19 protein-coding genes are annotated in these 20,434 nt (G+C 66.6%); 11 read left to right on the forward strand and 8 right to left on the reverse strand.

Annotated elements, in window-relative coordinates; genetic code table 11:
- Nucleotides 1-198 precede the first annotated feature (198 nt).
- The 3 genes from codB to CRO75_RS25315 all read left to right on the forward strand — a co-directional run bounded on the left by codB (nt 199) and on the right by CRO75_RS25315 (nt 4,138).
- Nucleotides 199-1,470, forward strand: coding sequence for a cytosine permease (codB, locus tag CRO75_RS25305; protein ID WP_062825271.1), 1,272 nt, complete (start codon nt 199-201; stop codon nt 1,468-1,470).
- A 78-nt stretch (nt 1,471-1,548) separates the two neighbouring features.
- Nucleotides 1,549-2,802, forward strand: a complete 1,254-nt coding sequence (gene codA, locus CRO75_RS25310; RefSeq protein ID WP_097138962.1) for a cytosine deaminase — start codon at nt 1,549-1,551, stop codon at nt 2,800-2,802.
- A 280-nt stretch (nt 2,803-3,082) separates the two neighbouring features.
- Nucleotides 3,083-4,138, forward strand: coding sequence for a permease (locus CRO75_RS25315; RefSeq protein ID WP_007932609.1), 1,056 nt, complete (start codon nt 3,083-3,085; stop codon nt 4,136-4,138).
- A gap of 125 nt (nt 4,139-4,263) precedes the next feature.
- Here the strand turns inward: CRO75_RS25315 and mnmH are convergent, their stop codons facing one another.
- Complete coding sequence (gene mnmH, locus CRO75_RS25320) at nt 4,264-5,364, reverse strand: tRNA 2-selenouridine(34) synthase MnmH (RefSeq protein WP_085530403.1); 1,101 nt, start codon at nt 5,362-5,364, stop codon at nt 4,264-4,266.
- Nucleotides 5,364-6,398 carry a selenide, water dikinase SelD gene (gene selD / locus CRO75_RS25325; RefSeq protein WP_097138964.1) on the reverse strand — a complete coding sequence of 345 codons (1,035 nt, stop codon included), beginning with the start codon at nt 6,396-6,398 and terminating at the stop codon, nt 5,364-5,366. The genes mnmH and selD overlap by 1 nt, the downstream gene beginning before the upstream one ends.
- Nucleotides 6,399-6,862: 464 nt before the next feature.
- Here selD and CRO75_RS25330 point away from each other — a divergent pair, with 464 nt between their 5' ends.
- Nucleotides 6,863-7,780 carry a nucleoside-specific channel-forming protein Tsx gene (locus CRO75_RS25330; protein ID WP_097138965.1) on the forward strand — a complete coding sequence of 306 codons (918 nt, stop codon included), beginning with the start codon at nt 6,863-6,865 and terminating at the stop codon, nt 7,778-7,780.
- A gap of 23 nt (nt 7,781-7,803) precedes the next feature.
- Nucleotides 7,804-8,847, forward strand: a complete 1,044-nt coding sequence (locus CRO75_RS25335) for a purine nucleoside permease (protein ID WP_097138968.1) — start codon at nt 7,804-7,806, stop codon at nt 8,845-8,847.
- A gap of 171 nt (nt 8,848-9,018) precedes the next feature.
- Here CRO75_RS25335 and CRO75_RS25340 read toward each other — a convergent pair whose 3' ends face one another.
- The 3 genes from CRO75_RS25340 to CRO75_RS25350 form a co-directional block, all read right to left on the reverse strand.
- Complete coding sequence (locus CRO75_RS25340) at nt 9,019-9,975, reverse strand: zinc-binding alcohol dehydrogenase family protein (RefSeq protein ID WP_097138970.1); 957 nt, start codon at nt 9,973-9,975, stop codon at nt 9,019-9,021.
- A 43-nt stretch (nt 9,976-10,018) separates the two neighbouring features.
- A complete protein-coding gene (locus tag CRO75_RS25345; protein WP_081232192.1) occupies nt 10,019-10,192 on the reverse strand; it encodes a DUF1427 family protein in 174 nt (57 codons plus the stop codon).
- 395 nt (nt 10,193-10,587) lie between these two features.
- Complete coding sequence (locus CRO75_RS25350) at nt 10,588-11,367, reverse strand: helix-turn-helix transcriptional regulator (protein WP_097138971.1); 780 nt, start codon at nt 11,365-11,367, stop codon at nt 10,588-10,590.
- A 224-nt stretch (nt 11,368-11,591) separates the two neighbouring features.
- Here CRO75_RS25350 and CRO75_RS25355 point away from each other — a divergent pair, with 224 nt between their 5' ends.
- Both CRO75_RS25355 and CRO75_RS25360 read left to right on the forward strand, forming a co-directional pair.
- Nucleotides 11,592-11,819, forward strand: coding sequence for a DUF6555 family protein (locus tag CRO75_RS25355; RefSeq protein WP_007930743.1), 228 nt, complete (start codon nt 11,592-11,594; stop codon nt 11,817-11,819).
- Between the two features lie 371 nt (nt 11,820-12,190).
- Nucleotides 12,191-13,417 carry an MFS transporter gene (locus tag CRO75_RS25360; RefSeq protein WP_097139035.1) on the forward strand — a complete coding sequence of 409 codons (1,227 nt, stop codon included), beginning with the start codon at nt 12,191-12,193 and terminating at the stop codon, nt 13,415-13,417.
- Nucleotides 13,418-13,467: 50 nt separating this feature from the next.
- Here the strand turns inward: CRO75_RS25360 and CRO75_RS25365 are convergent, their stop codons facing one another.
- Nucleotides 13,468-13,638 carry a metallothionein gene (locus CRO75_RS25365; RefSeq protein WP_007930741.1) on the reverse strand — a complete coding sequence of 57 codons (171 nt, stop codon included), beginning with the start codon at nt 13,636-13,638 and terminating at the stop codon, nt 13,468-13,470.
- A 103-nt stretch (nt 13,639-13,741) separates the two neighbouring features.
- Nucleotides 13,742-14,506 carry a transcriptional regulator GlcC gene (gene glcC / locus CRO75_RS25370; protein WP_097138973.1) on the reverse strand — a complete coding sequence of 255 codons (765 nt, stop codon included), beginning with the start codon at nt 14,504-14,506 and terminating at the stop codon, nt 13,742-13,744.
- Nucleotides 14,507-14,738: 232 nt separating this feature from the next.
- On the opposite strand from glcC, the gene glcD reads away from it, so the two are divergent.
- From glcD to CRO75_RS25390, 4 genes are read left to right on the forward strand one after another with little or no spacing between them, the layout of a single operon-like run.
- Complete coding sequence (gene glcD, locus CRO75_RS25375) at nt 14,739-16,238, forward strand: glycolate oxidase subunit GlcD (protein ID WP_085530396.1); 1,500 nt, start codon at nt 14,739-14,741, stop codon at nt 16,236-16,238.
- On the forward strand, nt 16,238-17,308 hold the full coding sequence (glcE, locus tag CRO75_RS25380; protein WP_097138975.1) for a glycolate oxidase subunit GlcE: 1,071 nt from the start codon (nt 16,238-16,240) through the stop codon (nt 17,306-17,308). The genes glcD and glcE overlap by 1 nt, the downstream gene beginning before the upstream one ends.
- Nucleotides 17,309-17,323: 15 nt before the next feature.
- The gene (gene glcF, locus CRO75_RS25385; RefSeq protein WP_097138977.1) at nt 17,324-18,574 is read left to right on the forward strand and encodes a glycolate oxidase subunit GlcF; all 1,251 of its coding nucleotides are present in this window, start codon (nt 17,324-17,326) and stop codon (nt 18,572-18,574) included.
- 12 nt (nt 18,575-18,586) lie between these two features.
- Nucleotides 18,587-18,988, forward strand: a complete 402-nt coding sequence (locus CRO75_RS25390) for a heme-binding protein (RefSeq protein WP_009043124.1) — start codon at nt 18,587-18,589, stop codon at nt 18,986-18,988.
- A gap of 100 nt (nt 18,989-19,088) precedes the next feature.
- Here CRO75_RS25390 and CRO75_RS25395 read toward each other — a convergent pair whose 3' ends face one another.
- Entirely contained in the window at nt 19,089-20,408 is a 1,320-nt protein-coding gene (locus CRO75_RS25395; protein WP_085530392.1) for an Nramp family divalent metal transporter, read from the reverse strand.
- Nucleotides 20,409-20,434 lie beyond the last annotated feature (26 nt).

Below are 20,434 nucleotides of genomic sequence, written 5' to 3' on the forward strand. Positions count from 1 at the left end.
CCGGCGCACCGCTTTCGCGCCAAAGCCGGCCAATCGGCCGCGGCGGAAAGCAAAAATCCCCTGCTTGTCTATAAATCTCCTGCAGGTTGCACAGCGTCGGCCGGGCGCCCCTGACCCTGGGGGCGTTGGCACGGCGACTGCAATGGGCCTGCGTCGCTTACGCACCAGGCCACGCCTGGGCCAATCAGGGGAAGGCAGATGACGCAGAACGATCCAGGCAACGACTACCCGCTCAGCGAAGTGCCGATGCATGCGCGCAAGGGCCTGGCCTCCACGGCCATGGTGCTGCTGGGCTTCACCTTTTTCACCGCCACCATGTTCGCCGGCGGCAAGCTCGGCGTGGCCTTCAGCTTTGGCCAGATGCTCGGGGTGATCGTCCTCGGCAACCTGCTGCTGGGCCTGTACGCGGCGGGCCTGGGCTATATCGCCTTCAAGAGCGGGCTGAACTCGGTGCTGATGGGGCGCTTCTGTTTCGGCGAGGTGGGCAGCAAGCTCAGCGACCTGATCCTCGGCTTCACCCAGATCGGCTGGTACGCCTGGGGCACCGCCACCGCCGCGGTGGTGCTGGGCAAGTATTTCGAGCTGGGCCAGGGCACCGTGCTGGGGCTGATGGTGCTGTTCGGCCTGGTGTTCTGCGCCACCGCCTACGTCGGTTATCGCGGGCTGGAAATCCTCTCCTGGATCGCGGTGCCGGCCATGGCCCTGCTGCTGTTGCTGTCGATGTGGGTGGCCACGGTCAAGGTCGGCGGCCTCGATGGGTTGCTGGCCGTGGTGCCGAGCGCCAGCCTCGACCTGTCCACGGCCATCACCCTGGTGTTCGGCACCTTCGTCAGCGGCGCCACCCAGGCCACCAACTGGACGCGGTTTTCGCGCTCGGCCAGGGTCGCGGTGCTGGCCAGCCTGATCGGCTTCTTCGTCGGCAACGGCCTGATGGTGCTGATCGGGGCCTATGGCGCCATCGTCTACCAGCAGCCGGACGTGGTCGAAGTGCTGCTGTTGCAGGGCTTCGCCATGGCCGCCATGGCCATGCTCCTGCTGAATATCTGGAGCACCCAGGACAACACCATCTACAACTTCGCCGTCGCCGGCTGCAACCTGCTGCGCACCGGCCGGCGCAAGACCGTGACCCTGGCCGGCGCGGTGATCGGCACCCTGCTGGCGCTGCTGGGCATGTACGACATGCTGGTGCCCTACCTGATTCTGCTGGGCACGGTGATCCCGCCGATTGGCGGGGTGATCATGGCCGACTTCTTCTATCGCTATCGCGGCCAGTACCCGCGTCTGGCCGACAGCAAGCTGCCGGCGTTCAACTGGGCCGGCCTGGGCGCCTATGCCATCGGCACCGTGGCGGCCTTCGGCTCGCCCTGGGTCGCACCGCTGGTAGGCATCGCGGCCGCCGCCCTGAGCTACATGCTGCTGAGCAGCCTGCTCGGCGCACGCGCCACCACCGCCGCGGACATCCAGGCATGAGCCCGGGCCACGCGACGTTGCGGCCGCCGGCCCGAGCGCCGTACCCTGACCGCCTGGATTGAACAAGGAATCGCTCCGATGCTCATCATCAACGCCCGTCTGCGCAACCGCGAAGGCCTGCACGAACTGCACCTGGAGAACGGTCGCATCGCCAGCATCGCCCGGCAGACCGAAGCCCCGACCCTGGGCCCCGACGACCTCGACGCCGGCGGCAATCTGGTGGTGCCGCCCTTCGTCGAGCCGCACATTCACCTGGACGCCACCCTCACCGCCGGCGAGCCGCGCTGGAACATGAGCGGCACCCTGTTCGAAGGCATCGAATGCTGGGGCGAGCGCAAGGTCACCATCACCCAGGAAGACACCAAGGCCCGCGCCCGGAAAACCCTGCGCGCCCTCGCTGCCCACGGCATCCAGCACGTGCGCACCCATGTCGATGTCACCGACCCGGAGCTGACCGCGCTCAAGGCCATGCTCGAAGTGCGCGAGCAAAGCGCGCACCTGGTCGACATGCAGATCGTCGCCTTCCCCCAGGAAGGCATCGAAAGCTACCGCAACGGTCGCGAACTGATGGAAGAGGCCATCCTCCTGGGCGCCGACGTGGTGGGCGGTATTCCGCACTTCGAGTACACCCGCGACCAGGGCGTCAGCTCGGTAAAGTTCCTCATGGACCTGGCCGAACGTACCGGCTGCCTGGTGGACGTGCATTGCGACGAGACCGACGACCCGCACTCGCGTTTTCTCGAAGTGCTGGCCGAGGAAGCCCGCAGCCGCGACATGGGTTCGCGGGTGACCGCCAGCCACACCACCGCCATGGGTTCCTACGACAACGCCTACTGCGCCAAGCTGTTCCGCCTGCTCGGCCACTCGGGCATCAGCTTCGTCTCCTGCCCCACCGAAAGCATCCACCTGCAGGGGCGCTTCGACAGCTTCCCGAAACGCCGCGGCGTGACCCGGGTCAACGAGCTGCTGGAAGCCGGAATGAACGTGTGTTTCGGCCAGGACTCGATCGTCGACCCCTGGTACCCGCTGGGTAACGGCAACATCCTGCGGGTGCTGGAAGCCGGCCTGCACATCTGCCACATGCTCGGTTATCGCAACCTGCAGAGCGCCCTCGACCTGGTCACCGACAACAGCGCCAAGGCCCTGGCCCTGGGCGAGCGCTACGGCCTGGAAGAAGGCCGGCCGGCCAACCTGCTGATCCTGTCGGCCGACAGCGACTACGAAATGATCCGCAGCCAGGGCCTGCCGCTGTACTCGATCCGCGACGGCAAGGTGCTGATGAAACGGCAGATGGCCCAGGTCGAGCTGCCAGGTGATGCGGGTTTTGTGTAACGGCCGCTGACGTCATCGCCTTCCCTAATGAAATGGTCTCACCCCCTACCCCCTGTGAAAGCTTAGTGGCCTTCACAGGGGGTAGGGGGGTGACCATAGATGTAGCTGCTGCCGAGCCCGCGAGGCTGCGATAGACCCGCAGGGTCTCCAGCGCCCGCAAGCCCCCCCGCGAGCGTACCGCTCGATCGCAGCCTGCGGCAGCGGCTACAGCAAATTCAGCGCCGACCGGGCCGCTGCGCTAATATTCGCGACCTAACGTCATTGCCCGGAATCACTGTTCATGTCCAGCCTTGCCCCTGCCAGCCCCGTCCGGGGCTGGTCGTTCTGGTGGAAACCCGCCCTGTTCGTCCTGGTGGCGTGTGTCGGCCTCTACTTCGTCAAGTGGTCGCCCTACTACGCCAAGGCCTTTATCGCCGCCGACAGCCACAGCATCGGCGCCTCGATCATCAACGATCAGCCCTCCTCGCCTTTGAATGCCGCCCTCGCCTACGCCCAGGTGTATTTCCTGGCGATCTGGAAGGCCGCGGTGCTGGCGGTGATCCTCGGTTCGCTGCTGCAAGTGCTGATCCCGCGGGACTGGCTGCTGCGCCTGTTCGGCCGCGCCGGTTTCGGCTCGACTTTGCGCGGCGGGCTGTTCGCCCTGCCGGGCATGATGTGCTCCTGCTGCGCCGCGCCCGTGGCGGCGAGCATGCGTCGGCAGAATGTCTCTGTGGGTGCAGCGCTGGCCTTCTGGATCGCCAACCCGGTGCTCAACCCGGCGACCCTGGTGTTCATGGGCTTTGTCCTGGGCTGGGGCTTTACCGCGCTGCGGCTGGTGGCGGGCATCGTGCTGGTGCTGGGGGTGTCGCTGGTGGCCCAGCGCATCGCCCGTCCCGAGCAACTGCCGGAAGCGGCGGTGGAGGCCGTGGTCGAGGCCAGCACGGGCAATGAAGGTGCGTTCTTCAGCCGCTGGGCGCGCAGCCTGTGGCAACTGTTCTGGAGCACCATTCCGATCTATGTGCTGGCGGTGCTGGTGCTGGGCGCGGCGCGGGTCTGGCTGTTCCCCCATGTCGAGGGCGCGATTGGCGACAGCCTTTTGTGGCTGGTGCCGCTGGCGATTGTCGGCACGTTGTTCGTGATTCCCACCGCCGCGGAAATCCCCATCGTGCAGACCATGATGACCCTGGGCATGGGCACCGGCCCGGCGGTGGCCTTGCTGATGACCCTGCCGAGCATCAGCCTGCCGTCGCTTTTGATGCTGCGCAAGGATTTCGATGCGCGGGTGCTGATGACCGTGGCCGGCCTGACCATGCTGATTGGCGTGGTGTGCGGGTTGATTGGCGCGGCGTTGTTGTAACCCAAGGTTCGATGGCGTCCGCCCGGACGCCATCGCGAGCAAGCCTCGCGCCTACATGGACAGCGCAACTCCCCGTAGGAGCGAGCTTGCTCGCAATGGGGCCAAAGACCCCGCCCGCTACCGCCTCAACCGCGCTTGGCGCGCTCGCGCAAATACTCCAGCACCGCCGCCTGCTCGCCGACGAACTCGATGCGCGCGCCCTTGCTTTCGCGCTGGAAGGCATACATCGGGTCGTAATATTCCTTGAGCAAACCTTCGATCCAGGCCCGGTGCAGGTCCACGCTGCCGCTGCGGGCCTGCTCGGCCAGGGCGGCCTCCAGCAACTGGTACAGGCGCTGGTGACGCTCGCCCCCCAGGCGCTTGCGGATGTTGTTCAGGCTTTCCAGCAGGCGCTCGGAAAACCGCGCGAAGCCGTCCTCGCCATGCACCGCGACGAACTCCGCGCACAGGTCGATCACGTAGTCGCGCAGAATCCGCTCGATCCGCCCCTCCAGGCCATCCTCCAGCCAGACCATCGGGAAGCGCTGCATGCCCTGGTACAGCGGCAACGGCAAGGCGCAGCTGCCGATCATGCGGTTCTCGTCTTCCAGCACGAACCCGCCGATGCCGCGCTCGCGCTTTTTCAGGATGTCCACCGCCAGGCGGTTCTCGAAGTCGATGTTCGACGGCTGGCCGCTGGCGCGCTTGCCGAAACTGGAGCCGCGATGGTTGGCGTGGCCTTCCAGGTCCAGGCCGTTGGCCAGTTGGTTGAGCACCTCGGTCTTGCCGATTCCGGTCATGCCGCCGAGCAGGACAAAATCACACTCGGCCACCGCTCCTTCGAGGGTGTCGAGCAGGAAGGTACGCATGGCCTTGTAGCCGCCGCCGACCCGCGGGTAGTCGATGCCGGCCTCGTCCTTGAGCCACTGCTGGACGATCTGCGAACGCAGGCCGCCGCGGAAGCAGTACAGGTAGCCATCGGGGTGGGCCCGGGCGAAATCGGCCCAGGCCTGGATGCGCTCGGCCTTGATCGCCCCGGACACCAGCTGGTGCCCGAGGACGATCGCCGCCTGCTGGCCCTGCTGCTTGTAGCAGGTGCCGACCCGCTGCCGTTCGTGGTCGGTCATCAGCGGCAGGTTGACCACCCCGGGAAAGGCGCCTTTGCTGAATTCGACCGGCGCGCGGGTATCCATCATCGGCCGGTCGTTGAGGAAGATTTCGCGGTAGTCGGTGATATCGATGGGCATCAGATCACCTCGACCGCGTTGCTCTGTCGTTCCACCAGCTCACCGATCGGCGCCAGTTCCAGGCCCAGTTCGGCGGCCAGCGCGAGGAAGGCCGCATTGCCTTCCGGGGTGACGGCGATCAACAGCCCGCCGCTGGTCTGCGGGTCGCACAGCACCAGCTTGTGCAGGGCCTGGATACGCCCGAGCTTGTCGGCGTAGCTGTCGAAATTGCGCTGGGTGCCGCCCGGTATGCAGCCCTGGTCGAGGTAGTACTCGACCCCTGGCAGGCGCGGCACGCGATCGTAGTGAATGCGCGCGGTCAGGCCGCTGCCGTCGGCCATTTCCACCAGGTGCCCGAGCAGGCCGAAACCGGTGACGTCGGTCATCGCGGTCACGCCGTCGAGCTTGCCGAAACGGCTGCCGGGCTTGTTCAGGGTGCACATCCAGTCCCGGGCCAGGCCGACGTCGGCGCTGCGCAGCTTGCCCTTCTTCTCGGCCGTGGTCAGCACGCCGATGCCCAGGGGCTTGGTCAGGTACAGCAGGCAACCAGCGGTGGCGGTGTCGTTGCGCTTCATGTGGCGCTTTTCCACCAGGCCGGTCACGGCCAGGCCGAAGATCGGTTCCGGGGCGTCGATCGAGTGGCCGCCGGCCAGGGGGATGCCGGCCGCGTCGCACACCGCGCGGCCGCCGCGAATCACCTCGCGGGCGATTTCCGGCGCCAGCACGTTCACTGGCCAACCAAGGATGGCGATGGCCATCAACGGGTCGCCGCCCATGGCGTAGATGTCGCTGATGGCGTTGGTCGCGGCGATGCGCCCGAAGTCGAACGGGTCGTCGACGATCGGCATGAAAAAGTCGGTGGTCGAGACCACGCCGCGCTCTTCGTCGATGGCGTACACCGCCGCGTCGTCGCGCGAGGCGTTGCCGACCCAGAGTTTCGGGTCGAGGTTCTGCGCGCCGCTGCCGGCCAGAATCACCTCCAGGATCTGGGGAGAAATCTTGCAACCGCAACCCGCGCCGTGGCTGTACTGGGTCAGGCGAATCGGCTCGCTCATGGGGCACCTCTGTAAGTCGTGGACCGGCGATTCTAGCAGAGCGACCCGAGCAGAACGTCAAGCATCCTTTCCCTGCACTGCAGAACCAGCATCGAACGAACGCAGCCAGATAGTCAGCGAATACTCGACCCGAGGCATCGAAGGTCGTTGGTTTCCATCACCTCGATGATTGAACGAGGGCTCATCAGCCCTGTGCCAGGTGCCAGCGCCTTCGCCCTTTCTTCGCGCACAACGCCTAGGAGGTGCTGTGCAACGTCCTGACCGAAAAGACAGCTTATGGGTAGGTTTTGCCTTTATTTCAATCAGCTACTTCAAGTTGGTACAACATATGTAAACGTTTGCGCGGTCAACCTTCGAGAGCTTTCGCCGCCAGTTCGGCCAGGCCGGGCCACTCGGGCTTCAGAACTGCACGAACAGGGACTTTCAATGCACATACCTTCCTCCCCTCCGCGTCCCGCCACACCTTGGTTGTTTCCTTACTACTAAGCGCCGTTACAGGACTACTCAGCGCTTCCGCCCAGGCCGAGGAAAAACCCCTCGACGACTCGGCCCAGGGCGAGAGCCTGAGCCTTGCCGCCGCGCCGGCGAAACCAGGCCCCTACCTGTCGGACTGGTACAACCAGGACCTGACCCTGATCGGCAGCAAGGACATCAGTTTCGGCCCGCAGCCGGCCGACGATATCTACCTGGAATACGAGTACTTCGGCCGCAAGGGGCCGTTCGAGCTGTACGGCTACATCGACATCCCGAAGATCTTCAACATCGGCAACAGCCACGATAAAGGCGTGTGGGACCACGGCTCGCCGGTGTTCATGGAGCACGAGCCGCGGATCTCCATCGACTACCTGGCCGGACGCAGCCTGGCCATCGGCCCGTTCAAGGAGTGGTACGTGGCCTTCGACTGGATCTACGACCACGGCAGCAACAGCGCCAACCGCGCCAATACCCTGTACAGCGGCCTGGGCACCGACATCGACACCCATTCGCGGGTCAACCTGTCGGCCAATTTCTACGGGCGCTACCAGTGGGAAAACTACGGCGCCAGCAATGAATATTCCTGGGACGGCTACCGCGCCCAGCTCAAGTACATCGTACCCATCAGCAAGTTCGGCAACGGCGCCTCGCTGACCTATATCGGCTTCACCAACTTCGATTTCGGCTCGGACCTGCACAAGGACAACCCGGCCCGCACCGCCAACGCCACGGTGGCCACCAACGTGCTGCTGTATTCCTTTACCCACCTGCGGTTCACCCTGGTCGGCCGTTACTTCCACAACGGCGGCAACTGGCAGGACGGCAGCGAGCTGAATTTCGGCGACGGCGATTTCCGCGCCCGCTCCAATGGCTGGGGTTACTACGCCGGCATCGGTTACCAGTTCTGATCACTCAAGCAATGGAGGCTTTCATGCACGCGATAACCCGTCTTTCCCTTTCCGTGGGCCTGGCCTGCGGCGCCCTGCTCGCTTCGACGGCCTGGGCCGTCGAGGCCCCGGCGACCCCGATCAAACCCAAGGTGATGCTGATCACCATGTTCGCCCCCGAGGCCCAGCACTGGATCGAGCGCCTGGAACTGAAACAGGAAGTGCGCGTACCGGGGCTGTCGGCGGAGTACCCGGCGATCCGTTGCAATACCAGGGACGTCTGCCTGCTGGTCACCGGCATGGGCCAGACCAACGCCGCGGCCTCGACCCTGGCACTGGCGCTGTCGCCGAAATTCGACCTGCGCAAAAGCTACTTCCTGGTCGCCGGGATCGCCGGCATCAGCCCTAAACACGGGACCATCGGCACCACCGCCTGGGCCCATTACCTGGTGGAATTCGGTACCCAGTGGGAACTGGATTCGCGGGACGCGCCCAAGGACTGGCCGACCGGCTACCTGGGCATCAATACCAAAGGCCCGAACGAGAAACCGCCGCTGGACTACAAGACCGAAGTCTTCGAACTCAACCCGAAACTCCAGGCCAAGGCCTTCGCCCTGTCGCGTCGGGTAAGCCTGAGCGAAAGCAAGGAGTCGGCGGCCTGGCGCCTCAAGTACCCAACGGCCCCGGCCAACCAGCCGCCGGTGGTGACCCAGTGCGACACCCTGGCGGGCAACACCTGGTTCTCCGGTACGCGCCTGAGCGAGCGGGCCGAGGTCTGGACCCGCCTGCTGACCGACAACAAGGGCGAGTACTGCACCACCCAGCAGGAAGACAACTCGACCTACGAAGCCCTGCTGCGCGCCAGCCGCGAAGGCCGGGTGGACGTGCAGCGGCTGGCGGTGGTCCGCGCCGGCTCCGACTTCGACCGCCCCGAGCCGGGCGGCAGCGAGGTCGACAACCTGCTCAAGTACGCCGACCAGGGCGGTTTTGTCCCGGCCCAGGAAAACCTCTATCGCACCGGCAACCCGCTGGTGCAGGACATCCTGAAGAACTGGTCGGCGTGGGAGAAAGGCGTGCCGGGGGCGTAAACCAACCTGTAGCCGCTGCCGCAGGCTGCGATCGACCCGAAGGGGCGTGGCGATCTTGCGATTGTTGAGGTCCTTCGGAGTTTATGTTGAGGTCCTGCGGACCTATCGCAGCCTTCGGCAGCGGCTACACAAAGCCGTGCCAGCCTGCTGATTCAGGCAGATTGGCCACCCTTACGGCAGCAAAATCACCTTCTCGCCACTGCCCTTGTTCACCTCCTGATAACGCTCGGCGCCCTGCTCCAGCGGCGATTCGAACAGCCCCTGCGGCAATGGCAATAGCCCCTCATCGAAGAACCGGCCGAACTGCTCGAGCATGGCCGCGCAGGCCTGCACGCCGTACAGCAACGAGTTGATCCCGACCACCGAACCGCCCTTGCGATACAGGCCCAGGGCCGGCAGTTGCACATGGCCGTCCACCGGCGCGGCGATGATGCCGATGCGGCCGAACGGCGCCAGGGCCGCGACCGAGGCCGGCAGCCAGAAACCGGTGGTGTCGAAGATCACCTCGGCGCCGCCGGCGAACACCTCGTTGACCTGCGCCCCGAGGTCTTCCGGCTGGTCCAGTTGCAAGGCCTGGAACCCTTGCGCCTGCAAGGCCTTGACCTGCTCCGGGCGCCGCGCGGCGGCCAGCACCCTGGCCCCGCGAACCTTCGCCAGGGCCAGGGCGGCGCTGCCCACCGCCCCGCCGCCAATCACCAGCAACGTGGTGCCGGCGCTTACCCCGCTGCGTTCCAGGGCATCCCAGGCAGTGGTGTAAGGCACGCCCAGGCTGGCGGCCTGGGCGAAGCTCAGCTGCGCCGGCTTGTGCGCCACGCCCTTGGCCGACAGCGCCACGTACTGGGCATGGGAGCCGTCCGCATAGAACCCCAGCTCCTTGCCGGTGCCCCAGACCTCCTGCCCCACCCACTCCTGCGGCCCCTCCACCACCACCCCGGCAAAGTCCCGCCCGGGAATGCGCGGCAAGGTGGTGTAGGGAAAACGCCCGAGCACATTTTTCACATCGCTGGGGTTGAGGCCGGCGGCCTTGATCCGCACCAGCACCTGATCGGCGGCCGGCACCGGGGTCGGCACCTCGACGTAGTGCAGCGACGAGAGATCGCCGGTCTTGGAAAATTGCAGGGCGTGCATAAGCGCCTCCATGAACAGGAATATATAAAAGAATCGAAAGGCCTCAGGACAACCAGCTGCTCACCAGCTGCCGGCCCATGGGCCACAGCTGTTCGCCGGCGAGCATGCCGAGCAGCCCGACCAGGGCGATGGCCGGCGGCGCCGGCGAGCGAAAATTCAGCGCGCCATAAAGCAGGCCGACGCCGAGACCGATGGCCAGGGAGATGAGGTAATGCATGACGAACTCCAGGCAGTGCGCCGCGCCAGAGCGGCGACGATTGGGCATGCCGGGAGTCTAGGGAACGCTGAACCGGGCAACCGGCCAAGCACTTCAGGATTTCGGCCAATCTGTGGGTATGAACGAGTAAGAGCGAAGCCTGGCTGCGATGGCCCCGACGTGGAATGTCTGGCATACCGCGTTATCGTTCATCGCGAGCAAGCTTCGCTCCTACGGGATTGCAGCGCCCACACACAATGGATGCCTGTACGCAAAGCAAAGCCCCGTAGCCGCTGCCGAGCCGCGCGAGGCTGCGCAGCAGGCGCAAAGCCTGAGAATGCAGTGGGTCTGGATAAACGCGGTGACCCGGTCGCAGCCTCGCAGCGCTCGGCAGCGGCTACAGGGATGACAGGCACTCAGGCGCGGGCTTCCCCGGCCGCGTATTGCGACGGGGCCAGCCCCAGCTCGCGGCGGAACATGTCGCTGAAACTGCCGGGGGAATACCCCAGCTCACGGGCGATGGTGCCAACCGGCACGCCCTGGATCAGCTCGGCGGCGGCCGTGGCCAGCTGCACCTGGCGGCGCCACTCGGCGAAGCCCATGCCCAGGCCATCCTTGAACAGCCGCGCCAAGGTGCGCACGCTGGCGCCCGCCGCCTCGGCGTGGCGTTCGAAAGGAATGTCCAGGGAAGGCGCGGCCATCACCGCCTGGCAGAGGCTGATCAGGCGCCGGTCGGAACTGTCCGGCAGCACGATCTTCAACCGCGAGCGCCGGGCGCGCTTGAGCTCCAGCAGGGCCAGGCCCACCAGCGCGTCGTAATACTCCGGCTGCGGCGCGCCGTCATGCTCCACCAGGCGCACGATCAGCTCGCGCAGCAGGTTGTCCACCTGCAACACCTGCACCTGGCTGTCGAGGGTCGCCGCCAGGCACGGGCGCAGATAGATATTGCGCATCTGCAGGTCGGTGACCACGCGGATCCCGTGGGGCACGCCCGGCGGCAGCCACACCGCCCGTTGCGGCGGCACCACCAGCGCCTCGTTCGGCGTCTCGACCCACATCACCCCGCTCATGGCATACAGCAGCTGCCCCCAGGCGTGTTCGTGGGGCTCGATGAACAGGCCGCGCGGATAGGTGCGCGCCAGGGGTTGCAGCGGTACGTCGGTGTCGCTGAGGTCGGGAGGTGCGGCAAGGGCCATGGCCGGGCTTCGTCGTCAAGCAAGGGGGGGCCATGGTAACCCCGCCGATCCGCCTGGAAAACCGCGAGAAAACATCCGAACGGGCGCCGCAGCGACAGGCAATAACCCGTTCGAATGCCTGCCCGACCACTGCCCGACCGCTGATACCCTTGCTCGACAATCCGAGTGAATTTTTCCCTGCCCGCGCGGGTCACTAAACCATCACAGGGAGGATTGATAGCTCTATGAACAACGCAAAACTTTTCGTCATCGAATACACCCTGCACGGCACCCCCAAGTCCTTCATCATCCGCTCGGAGAAGATGGACAACGCCGAGGCGTGGCACTGGGCAAGCTGCGACGCCGGTGTCGGCCGCATCGGCCGCTTCGGCCTGGAACGGGTGAAAAAGACCAGCAAGCCCCTGGCGGAAAAATTCGGTATCGAGAACGTCACCTGGCGACCGTCGACCTGACCTCGCCTTCCTCTTGCGGCAGGCTCCCGGACACCTTGCCGGGCACCACGCCCGGCAAGGTGCCCGGATTAAAGGTGCCCAGATTAAAGCTGCCCGGGTTCAAGCCATGGCCCGGCCGCAGGTGGCCCTGCTCCCTTCAAATCGCCAATTGACCTTTCGCCAGACCTCGATTACCGCGATCGTCCTGGGCGCTCCAGCTCATCGCCTCGCTCATCGATCCGCTGCGGGACCACACCTGTAACGGCGCTCGTCGACGCCCTGGCGCCTCGTTCCCCCACGCCCCGAGTGAATCGCCGTTGTACTATCGCCAGCCCCTGCTGGCGTGTTATTTCATCGCTGGCCGCCCCTCCCCCCACCGACAGGACGTCATCATGCGCAAGGATTACCTGGCTTTTTTCATCTCGCTGTTCCTGTCGCGGCTGGCGGATCAAATCCTGCTGTTCATCGTGCCGCTGGTGGTGTTCCAGGCCACCAGCAGCGCGTCCTGGGCCGGGCTGGCGTTTTTCGTCGAATCGCTGCCGCGCTTTCTCGCGTTTCCGCTGTGCGGGGCCCTGTGCGACAAGTTCTCGCCCATCCGCATCCTGCACATCAGCCAGGTCTACCGGGCGCTGCTCTGCGTGCTGGCGGTGCTGCTCCACGGGGTCTTCGGCGGCATCGCCTGGGTAGTGGTGCTGTCGGCGCTGTGCGGGGTGCTGACCACCCAGGGCATCATGGCCCGCGAGGTGCTGATGCCGCATGTCTTCCAGCACTACAGCTACACCAAGACCCTGTCCTACTCGCAGATCGCCGACCAGACCGGGCTGGTGCTCGGGCCACTGGTGGCGGCGCTGCTGCTGGAGGTCTGGGCCTGGCACTGGGTGGTGCTGTGGATCGCCGGGCTGTTCCTGCTGGCCGACCTGAGCATGCTGGCGTGGCAACGCTTGAGCCGCGTCACCCTGGAGGTGTTCGAACAGCATCAGGACATCTGGCTGCAGCCTTTGCGCATCGCCTTCGGGCATATCCGCGAGCTGGCGGAGCTGAAGAAGATCATCACCCTGGCCGTGGGGGTCAATCTGATCGTCGGGGTCACCCTGGCCACCTCGGCGGCCATGGTGATCGGCCAGTACAGCGCCGGCAAGGACGACTACGCCGGGCTGCAGGCGGCCGGCGCGCTGGCCACCATCCTGATCCTGTTCTTTCTCGCCCGGGTGGCGCTGCCCCTGCGGGTGCTGGGTAGCGTGGCCTATTCGACAATCGCCGCGGGCGCCTTCATCAGCGCCCTGAGCCCGAACCTGGCCGGCTATGTACTGGGCTTCCTGCTGATCGTCGGCTTCGACAAGATGTTCAACATCTATATCCGCAGCACCCGGCAGCGGGTGATTCCACCCCGGGATTTCGGCAAGACCGTGGGCGTGATCACCCTGCTCAACAACCTGTCGCAACCCCTGGCCGGCTTGCTGGTGGCGTTGCTGGCCGCACCGTTGGGCACACAACGGGTGATCCTGGTACTGGCCGTGCTGACCACCATGCTGGGCGTGGCGGCCTTGTGGTGGTTCGCCAAGGCACGCAGCCCCCTCGCCGCCTCGATCCTCGAGGCCGACCAGGAGGCTGGCAGTTGAACGTGGAGCCGCCTGGCTCCACTGCGTTCGCACCGTGCTAGCGCAAACGCTCAGTGATGCGCGCCCTTGGCGCAATCGCAGCCTTCGGTAGAGGCGCAGGGTTCGCCGTTGGCGTGGTGGCTGGCGCAGGCCTGGCAGCAGTAGTGCTTGCCGTGACGCACAATGGCATGGGCGCCGACCTTGCAGGTGCAGCCCGGACAGGCACAAGTCTCGTTGGACATGGGGTGACTCCTCTGTGGTGGTCGTCGACGACGCGGATGTTGCCGCGTCTCTAGCAGTGTAGTGGCTGCCCGTCGCCGCCATTGGCCCCTGGTCGCGGCGGCTTCAGTTCCAGCCTTCCAGGCGCAAGGTCGCCCGCACCAGGCGCTGCTCTTCGTTTTCGATCTCCCGCAGGTTGTCGCAGAGGCCCTGGATATGCGCGATGGCGGCCTTGCGCGCCTGTTCCGGCAGGCGGCCGGTGACGGCGTTGTAGAGCCGCGCGTGCTGGCGGTCGATCTGGCGCTTCTGCGCCTGGCGGTGGTAGAGGTTGTTGACCGAGGCGAACACCGAATTGAGCAGCAGGTCGGTCAGCGAGCGCAGGGTCTGCACCAGCACCGGGTTGTGCGAGGCCTCGCAGATCGCCAGGTGGAAAGCGTGATCCAGGCGCGCGTGGGCCGAGGCATCAAGGGCCTGGTCGTGGGCGTCCAGCAGCGCCTGATAGGCGCGGCCGATCAGCACGAAATCGGCCTCGGTGCCGCGCAACGCCGCCAGCCGCGCCGACTCGCCTTCCAGCAGGCTGCGCACTTCGAACAGGTCGTAGAGGGTGCGCGGCTGGGAGCTGAACAGATGCATCAGCGCCGAGGTCGCGCCCTGCGCCGACAGTTGAGCGACAAACGAGCCCTTGCCCTGTTCGGTTTCGATGATGCCCCGCGCCCGCAGCAGCTTCAGGCCCTCGCGCAAGGCCGTGCGCGACACGCCGAGTTTTTCCGTGAGGCGCCGCTCCGAGGGCAGCAGCTGGCCGGTCTTGAGCACGCCGTCGACGATCAGGCGCTCGATGCGTTCACACACCACATCCGCCACCTGGTGCCGGCCCGAATCGCTCCTGTGCATGCGCCCTCCACTGGTATGACCAGCTGTGAAAAAAAAACCCGATCAAACGGACCGCCAGGCCATCCTGCTGATATGCCTGGCTTTTTATAAAAAAACCGGCATCGACGACAAAACAAACTGGTTCGACCAGCGTTCGGCCCCGTGGACAGTAAGGCCAGCCGGGCCAATGATGCAACTGAGCGGCCCAGCCAGCCGAGCGCCCATAAAAACAACTCAGGGTCGTTAGCCACCCATGAATATCCTCTACGACGAACGCGTCGACGGCGCGCTGCCCAGCGTCGATAAAGCGGCATTGCTCCAAGCGCTGCGCCAGCGCCTGCCCGACCTCGACCTGCTGCACCAGACGGAAGACCTCAAGCCCTACGAATGCGACGGCCTCTCGGCCTATCGCACCACGCCGATGCTGGTGGCCCTGCCGCGGCATATCGAGCAGGTGCAGGAGCTGCTGCGGATCTGCCATGAACGGCGCGTGCCGGTGGTCGCCCGGGGGGCCGGCACCGGCCTCTCCGGTGGCGCCCTGCCCCTGGAACAGGGCGTGCTGCTGGTGATGGCGCGCTTCAACCAGATCCTGCATATCGACCCCGCCGCCCGCACCGCGCGGGTCCAGCCCGGGGTGCGCAACCTGGCGATCTCCCAGGCCGCCGCGCCGTTCGGCCTGTACTACGCCCCCGATCCGTCCTCGCAGATCGCCTGCTCGATCGGTGGCAACGTCGCGGAAAACGCCGGCGGCGTGCATTGCCTGAAATACGGCCTGACCGTGCACAACCTGCTCAAGGTGGAGATCCTCAGCGTCGAAGGCGAACGCCTGACCCTGGGTAGCGACGCCCTGGACGCCCCCGGTTTCGACCTGCTGGCGCTGTTCACCGGCTCCGAAGGCCTGCTCGGGATCATCACCGAAGTCACGGTCAAGCTGCTGCCCAAGCCGCAACTGGCCAAGGTGCTGCTGGCGGCCTTCGACTCGGTGGAAAAAGCCGGCCGTGCGGTGGCCGATATCATCGCCGCCGGCATCATCCCCGGCGGCCTGGAAATGATGGACAACCTGGCGCTCCGCGCCGCCGAGGACTTCATTCACGCCGGTTACCCGGTGGACGCCGAGGCCATCCTGTTGTGCGAGCTGGACGGTGTCGAAGCCGATGTCCACGACGATTGCGACCGGGTCCGCGCGGTGCTCGAACGGGCCGGCGCCACCGAGGTCCGCCAGGCCCGCGACGAAGCCGAACGGGTGCGTTTCTGGGCCGGGCGCAAGAATGCTTTCCCGGCGGTGGGCCGGCTGTCGCCGGACTATTACTGCATGGACGGCACCATTCCGCGCCGCGCACTGCCGGGGGTGCTCAAGGCCATCGCCGCGCTGGCCGCCGAATACCAGCTGCGGGTGGCCAATGTGTTCCATGCCGGCGACGGCAACATGCACCCGTTGATCCTGTTCGACGCCAACCAGCCCGGCGAACTGGACCGCGCCGAAGCCCTGGGCGGCAAGATCCTCGAACTGTGCGTGGCGGTCGGCGGCAGCATCACCGGCGAACACGGGGTCGGCCGGGAGAAAATCAACCAGATGTGCGCCCAGTTCAACAGCGACGAGCTGACCCTGTTCCACGCGGTCAAGGCGGCCTTCGACCCCGGCGGCCTGCTCAACCCCGGCAAGAACATCCCGACCCTGCACCGCTGCGCCGAATTCGGCGCCATGCATGTGCACGCCGGACAATTGCCCTTCCCCGAGCTGGAGCGTTTCTGATGACGGCACTCGCGGATAACGACGCCAGCGGCGAACTGCTGGAACAGGTCGGGCAGGCGCTGGCCGGCAATACCCCGCTGCTGATCCAGGGCGGCAACAGCAAGGCCTTTCTCGGGCGGATGAGTGCTGGAGAAGTGCTCGACACCCGCGGCCATCGCGGCATCGTCAGCTACGACCCGACCGAGCTGGTGGTGACGGTCCGCGCCGGCACGCCGCTTGCGGAACTGCTGGCCACGCTGGACGCCGCCGGGCAAATGCTGGCCTGCGAACCGCCGGCCTTCGGCGACGGCGCCACGGTCGGCGGCATGGTCGCCACCGGCCTGTCCGGCCCGCGGCGGCCCTGGGCCGGCTCGGTGCGCGACTTCGTCCTCGGCAGCCGGGTAATCACCGGCACCGGCAAGCTGTTGCGCTTTGGCGGCGAGGTGATGAAAAACGTCGCCGGCTACGACCTCTCGCGTTTGCTGGTGGGCAGCTACGGTTGCCTGGGGGTGCTCACCGAGGTGTCGCTCAAGGTCCTGCCCAAACCGCGCCAGTGCCTCAGCCTGAGCCTGGAAATGGACAGCGTCAAGGCCCTGGCCCGGCTCGCCGACTGGGGCCAGCAACCGCTGCCCATCAGCGCCGCCAGCCATGACGGCCAGCGCCTGCGCCTGCACCTGCGCCTGGAAGGCGGCGAAGGTTCAGTGGCCGCGGCCCGCGACCGCCTGGGTGGCGAGCCGTTGGCGGCCGATTACTGGGCCAACCTCAACGAACAACGCCTGGCATTCTTCGACGAAGGCCTGCCGTTGTGGCGCCTGTCGCTGCCCAATAACACGGGACTTCTGGAGCTGCCCGGCCAGCAGTTAATAGATTGGGCCGGGGCCCAGCGCTGGCTGAAATCCGCGGCGCCCGCGGAGCGCATCCGCGACCTCGCCAGCCGCGTCGGCGGCCATGCCACCTGCTACAGCCACGGCCTGGTGGACAGCCCGTTCCAGCCGCTGCCGGCGGTGCTGCTGCGCTACCACCGCCAGCTCAAGGCGCAACTGGACCCGCAAGGGATCTTCAACCCCGGCCGGCTCTACGCCGAGCTCTGAACGCAGACCCCGAGCATGCAAACCACCTTGAGCGAACAGGCGCGCCAGCTGCCCCGCGCCGCGGAGGCCGAGAGCATCCTGCGCACCTGTGTGCACTGCGGTTTCTGCAACGCCACCTGCCCCACCTATCAGTTGCTGGGCGATGAGCTGGACGGACCGCGGGGGCGCATCTACCTGATCAAGCAGGTCCTGGAAGGCCACGAGGCCACGGCCAAGACCCAGCTGCACCTGGACCGTTGCCTGTCGTGCCGCAACTGCGAAACCACCTGCCCGTCCGGGGTGGATTACCACAACCTGCTGGACATCGGCCGCGCCGTGGTCGATGCCGCCGTGCCCCGGCCCCTCGGCCAGCGCCTGCTGCGCCAGGGCCTGCGCGCCCTGGCGCCGAACCCGGCGCTGTTCAAGGCGCTGCTCGGCACCGGCGCCACCTTGCGTCCGTGGCTGCCCGAGGCCGTGCAAGGCAAGCTGCCGCGCCAGGTCCAGCCGGCCAAGGCGCGTCCGACCACGGCCCACGCGCGGCGTGTCTTGCTGCTGGAAGGCTGCGTGCAAGCGAGCCTGTCGCCCAACACCAATGCGGCGACGGCGCGGGTCCTCGACCGTCTGGGCATCGCCGTGCAAACCGTGAGCGAGGCCGGCTGCTGTGGCGCCGTGGATTACCACCTGGACGCCCAGGAGGCCGGCCTGGAGCGGGCGCGGCGCAATATCGACGCCTGGTGGCCGCACCTGGAAAACGGCGCCGAAGCCCTGGTGCAGACCGCCAGCGGCTGCGGCGCCTTTATCAAGGATTACGGCCACCTGCTGGCCCACGACCCGCGTTATGCCGCCCGCGCCGAGCGGGTCAGCGCCCTGGCCAGGGACCTGGTGGAAGTGCTGCGCGACGAACCGCTGGAACAGTTGCACGCCCACAGCGACCAGCGCCTGGCCTTCCACTGCCCGTGCAGCCTGCAACACGCGCAGAAACTCGGCGGCGCGGTGGAGGCCGTGCTTAAGCGCCTGGGCTTCGAGCTCACCGAGGTGCCCGACAGCCACCTGTGCTGCGGTTCGGCAGGCACCTATTCGCTGACCCAGCCCGAGCTGGCGCGGCAACTGCGCGACAACAAGCTCAATGCCCTGGAAAGCGGCCGGCCCGAAGTCATAGCCACCGCCAATATCGGCTGCCAGACCCACCTCGACGGCGCCGGGCGTACCCCGGTGCGGCACTGGATCGAACTGGTCGAGGCCGCCCTGCCACCCCTGAATGCTTCCCATCAATCAGCTACGCCCTGAAAGGAGCACGCCATGCACAGCAAAGCCGTACTGGGCCAGCGCGAAGTCCAGCGCATCCTGATCGCCGCGCGGGACGAGGCCGAGCGCAACCAATGGGCGGTGAGCATCGCCATTGTCGACGACGGCGGCCATCCGCTGGCCCTCGAACGCCTGGACGGCTGCGCGCCGGTCAGCGCCTACATCGCCGTGGAAAAGGCCCGCACCGCGGCCCTCGGCCGACGCGAGTCCAAGGGTTATGAAGAGATGGTCAATGGCGGGCGCACGGCGTTTCTCTCGGCGCCCCTGCTGACCTCGCTGGAAGGCGGCGTGCCGGTGGTGTTCGACGGCCAGGTGATCGGTGCGGTCGGGGTGTCCGGGGTCAAGTCCGGGGAGGATGCCCAGGTGGCGCGGTTCGCTGCCCAGGCGCTGGATTGAAGCTTGGGCCGGCCGGCCTGGGTTTGAGGACCGCTGCGCGGTCCATCGCGAGCAAGCTTCGCTCCTACAGAAGCAGGAGCGGGCTGGCCAATCCTTCGGCTCACATCACCAACTGCGCAATCAGCCAGGCGTTGGCGCCGCTGATAACGGCGAACAGGCTCCAGGCGAGGATGCGGGTCGGCCAGCGGTTGACGAACACGCCCATCAACCGCGGGTCGCTGGTCATGCGGATCAGCGGGTAGAGGGCGAATGGCAGTTGCAGGCTGAGCACCACCTGGCTCAGCACCAGCAGCTGGCCGACCGCGCCGTCGCCCATCAGCCACACGCCGACGAACGCCGGCACCAGCGCCAGGCCGCGGGTGATCAGGCGCCGCTGCCAGCACGGCAGGCGAAGGTTCAGGTAGCCCTCCATGATTACCTGGCCGGCGATGGTGCCGGTGAAGGTCGAGCTCTGCCCCGAGGCCAGCAAGGCCACGCCGAACAGCACGCTGGCCAGCGCCCCGCCCACCAGCGGGTCGAGCAGGTGATAGGCGTCCTGCAACTCCACCACCTCGGTGTGCCCGGTGCCGTGGAAGGCCGCGGCGGCGAGGATCAGGATCGCCGCGTTGACCAGCAGCGCCAGGGCCAGGGAGCCGATGGTGTCGATGCGCGCCAGCTTGATCGCATCCCGCCGGCTGGCCTCGTCCCGGCCCACCAGACGGGTCTGCACGATGGAGGTGTGCAGGTACAGGTTATGCGGCATTACGGTGGCGCCGAGGATGCCGATCGCCAGGTACAGCGGCGCGGCTTCGCTGATCGCCGCCAGCGACGGCGTGAAGCCTCGCGCCACATCCGGCCAGTACGGCTTGATCAACAGCAGCTCGACGAAAAAGCACAGGCCGATGGTGCCCACCAGCACCAGCATGATCGCCTCCAGGCGGCGGAAGCCGCGGTTCTGCAGGGCGAGAATCAACAGGGTGTCGAAGGCGGTGATGACAATCCCGGTGGTCAGCGAAACCCCGAGCAACAGGTGGAACGCCAGGGCGCACCCCAGGACCTCGGCAAGGTCGGTGGCGATGATCGACACCTCCGCCAGCAGCCACTGGGTGCGCGCCGTGCGGGTGCTGTAGCGCTGCCGGCAAAGCTGCGCCAGGTCGCGCCCGGTGGCGATGCCCAGGCGCGAACACAGGCATTGCACCGCCATACCCGCGAGGCTCGCCAGCAGCACCACGAACAGCAGGTTGTAGCCATAGCGCGAGCCGGCCTCGATGGCGGTGGCCCAGTTGCCCGGGTCCATATAGCCGATGGAAATCAGCAGGCCGGGGCCGGCGAAGCGCAGGAGGCGCTTGAACAGCGGCGCGCTGGGATCGACAACGATAGTGCCGGCGACTTCCGGCGGGCAGAACGGTGCAGTACCGATTTTGGGGAGGGTGAATTTCACGCGGGCATCCGGAAGGCTGGAACGGT

Source organism: Pseudomonas sp. LAMO17WK12:I10 (genome assembly GCF_900215185.1).
GTDB classification, from domain to species: domain Bacteria; phylum Pseudomonadota; class Gammaproteobacteria; order Pseudomonadales; family Pseudomonadaceae; genus Aquipseudomonas; species Aquipseudomonas chlororaphis.

Excerpts from the sequence above, each read along its gene's own strand:
- codB (WP_062825271.1), top strand. The coding sequence starts at position 199 with ATGACGCAGAACGATCCAGGCAACGACTACCCGCTCAGCGAAGTGCCG.
- codA (WP_097138962.1), top strand. The coding sequence starts at position 1,549 with ATGCTCATCATCAACGCCCGTCTGCGCAACCGCGAAGGCCTGCACGAA.
- CRO75_RS25315 (WP_007932609.1), top strand. The coding sequence starts at position 3,083 with ATGTCCAGCCTTGCCCCTGCCAGCCCCGTCCGGGGCTGGTCGTTCTGG.
- mnmH (WP_085530403.1), bottom strand. The coding sequence starts at position 5,364 with ATGCCCATCGATATCACCGACTACCGCGAAATCTTCCTCAACGACCGG.
- selD (WP_097138964.1), bottom strand. The coding sequence starts at position 6,398 with ATGAGCGAGCCGATTCGCCTGACCCAGTACAGCCACGGCGCGGGTTGC.
- CRO75_RS25335 (WP_097138968.1), top strand. The coding sequence starts at position 7,804 with ATGCACGCGATAACCCGTCTTTCCCTTTCCGTGGGCCTGGCCTGCGGC.
- CRO75_RS25340 (WP_097138970.1), bottom strand. The coding sequence starts at position 9,975 with ATGCACGCCCTGCAATTTTCCAAGACCGGCGATCTCTCGTCGCTGCAC.
- CRO75_RS25345 (WP_081232192.1), bottom strand. The coding sequence starts at position 10,192 with ATGCATTACCTCATCTCCCTGGCCATCGGTCTCGGCGTCGGCCTGCTT.
- CRO75_RS25350 (WP_097138971.1), bottom strand. The coding sequence starts at position 11,367 with ATGGCCCTTGCCGCACCTCCCGACCTCAGCGACACCGACGTACCGCTG.
- CRO75_RS25355 (WP_007930743.1), top strand. The coding sequence starts at position 11,592 with ATGAACAACGCAAAACTTTTCGTCATCGAATACACCCTGCACGGCACC.
- CRO75_RS25360 (WP_097139035.1), top strand. The coding sequence starts at position 12,191 with ATGCGCAAGGATTACCTGGCTTTTTTCATCTCGCTGTTCCTGTCGCGG.
- CRO75_RS25365 (WP_007930741.1), bottom strand. The coding sequence starts at position 13,638 with ATGTCCAACGAGACTTGTGCCTGTCCGGGCTGCACCTGCAAGGTCGGC.
- glcC (WP_097138973.1), bottom strand. The coding sequence starts at position 14,506 with ATGCACAGGAGCGATTCGGGCCGGCACCAGGTGGCGGATGTGGTGTGT.
- glcD (WP_085530396.1), top strand. The coding sequence starts at position 14,739 with ATGAATATCCTCTACGACGAACGCGTCGACGGCGCGCTGCCCAGCGTC.
- glcE (WP_097138975.1), top strand. The coding sequence starts at position 16,238 with ATGACGGCACTCGCGGATAACGACGCCAGCGGCGAACTGCTGGAACAG.
- glcF (WP_097138977.1), top strand. The coding sequence starts at position 17,324 with ATGCAAACCACCTTGAGCGAACAGGCGCGCCAGCTGCCCCGCGCCGCG.
- CRO75_RS25390 (WP_009043124.1), top strand. The coding sequence starts at position 18,587 with ATGCACAGCAAAGCCGTACTGGGCCAGCGCGAAGTCCAGCGCATCCTG.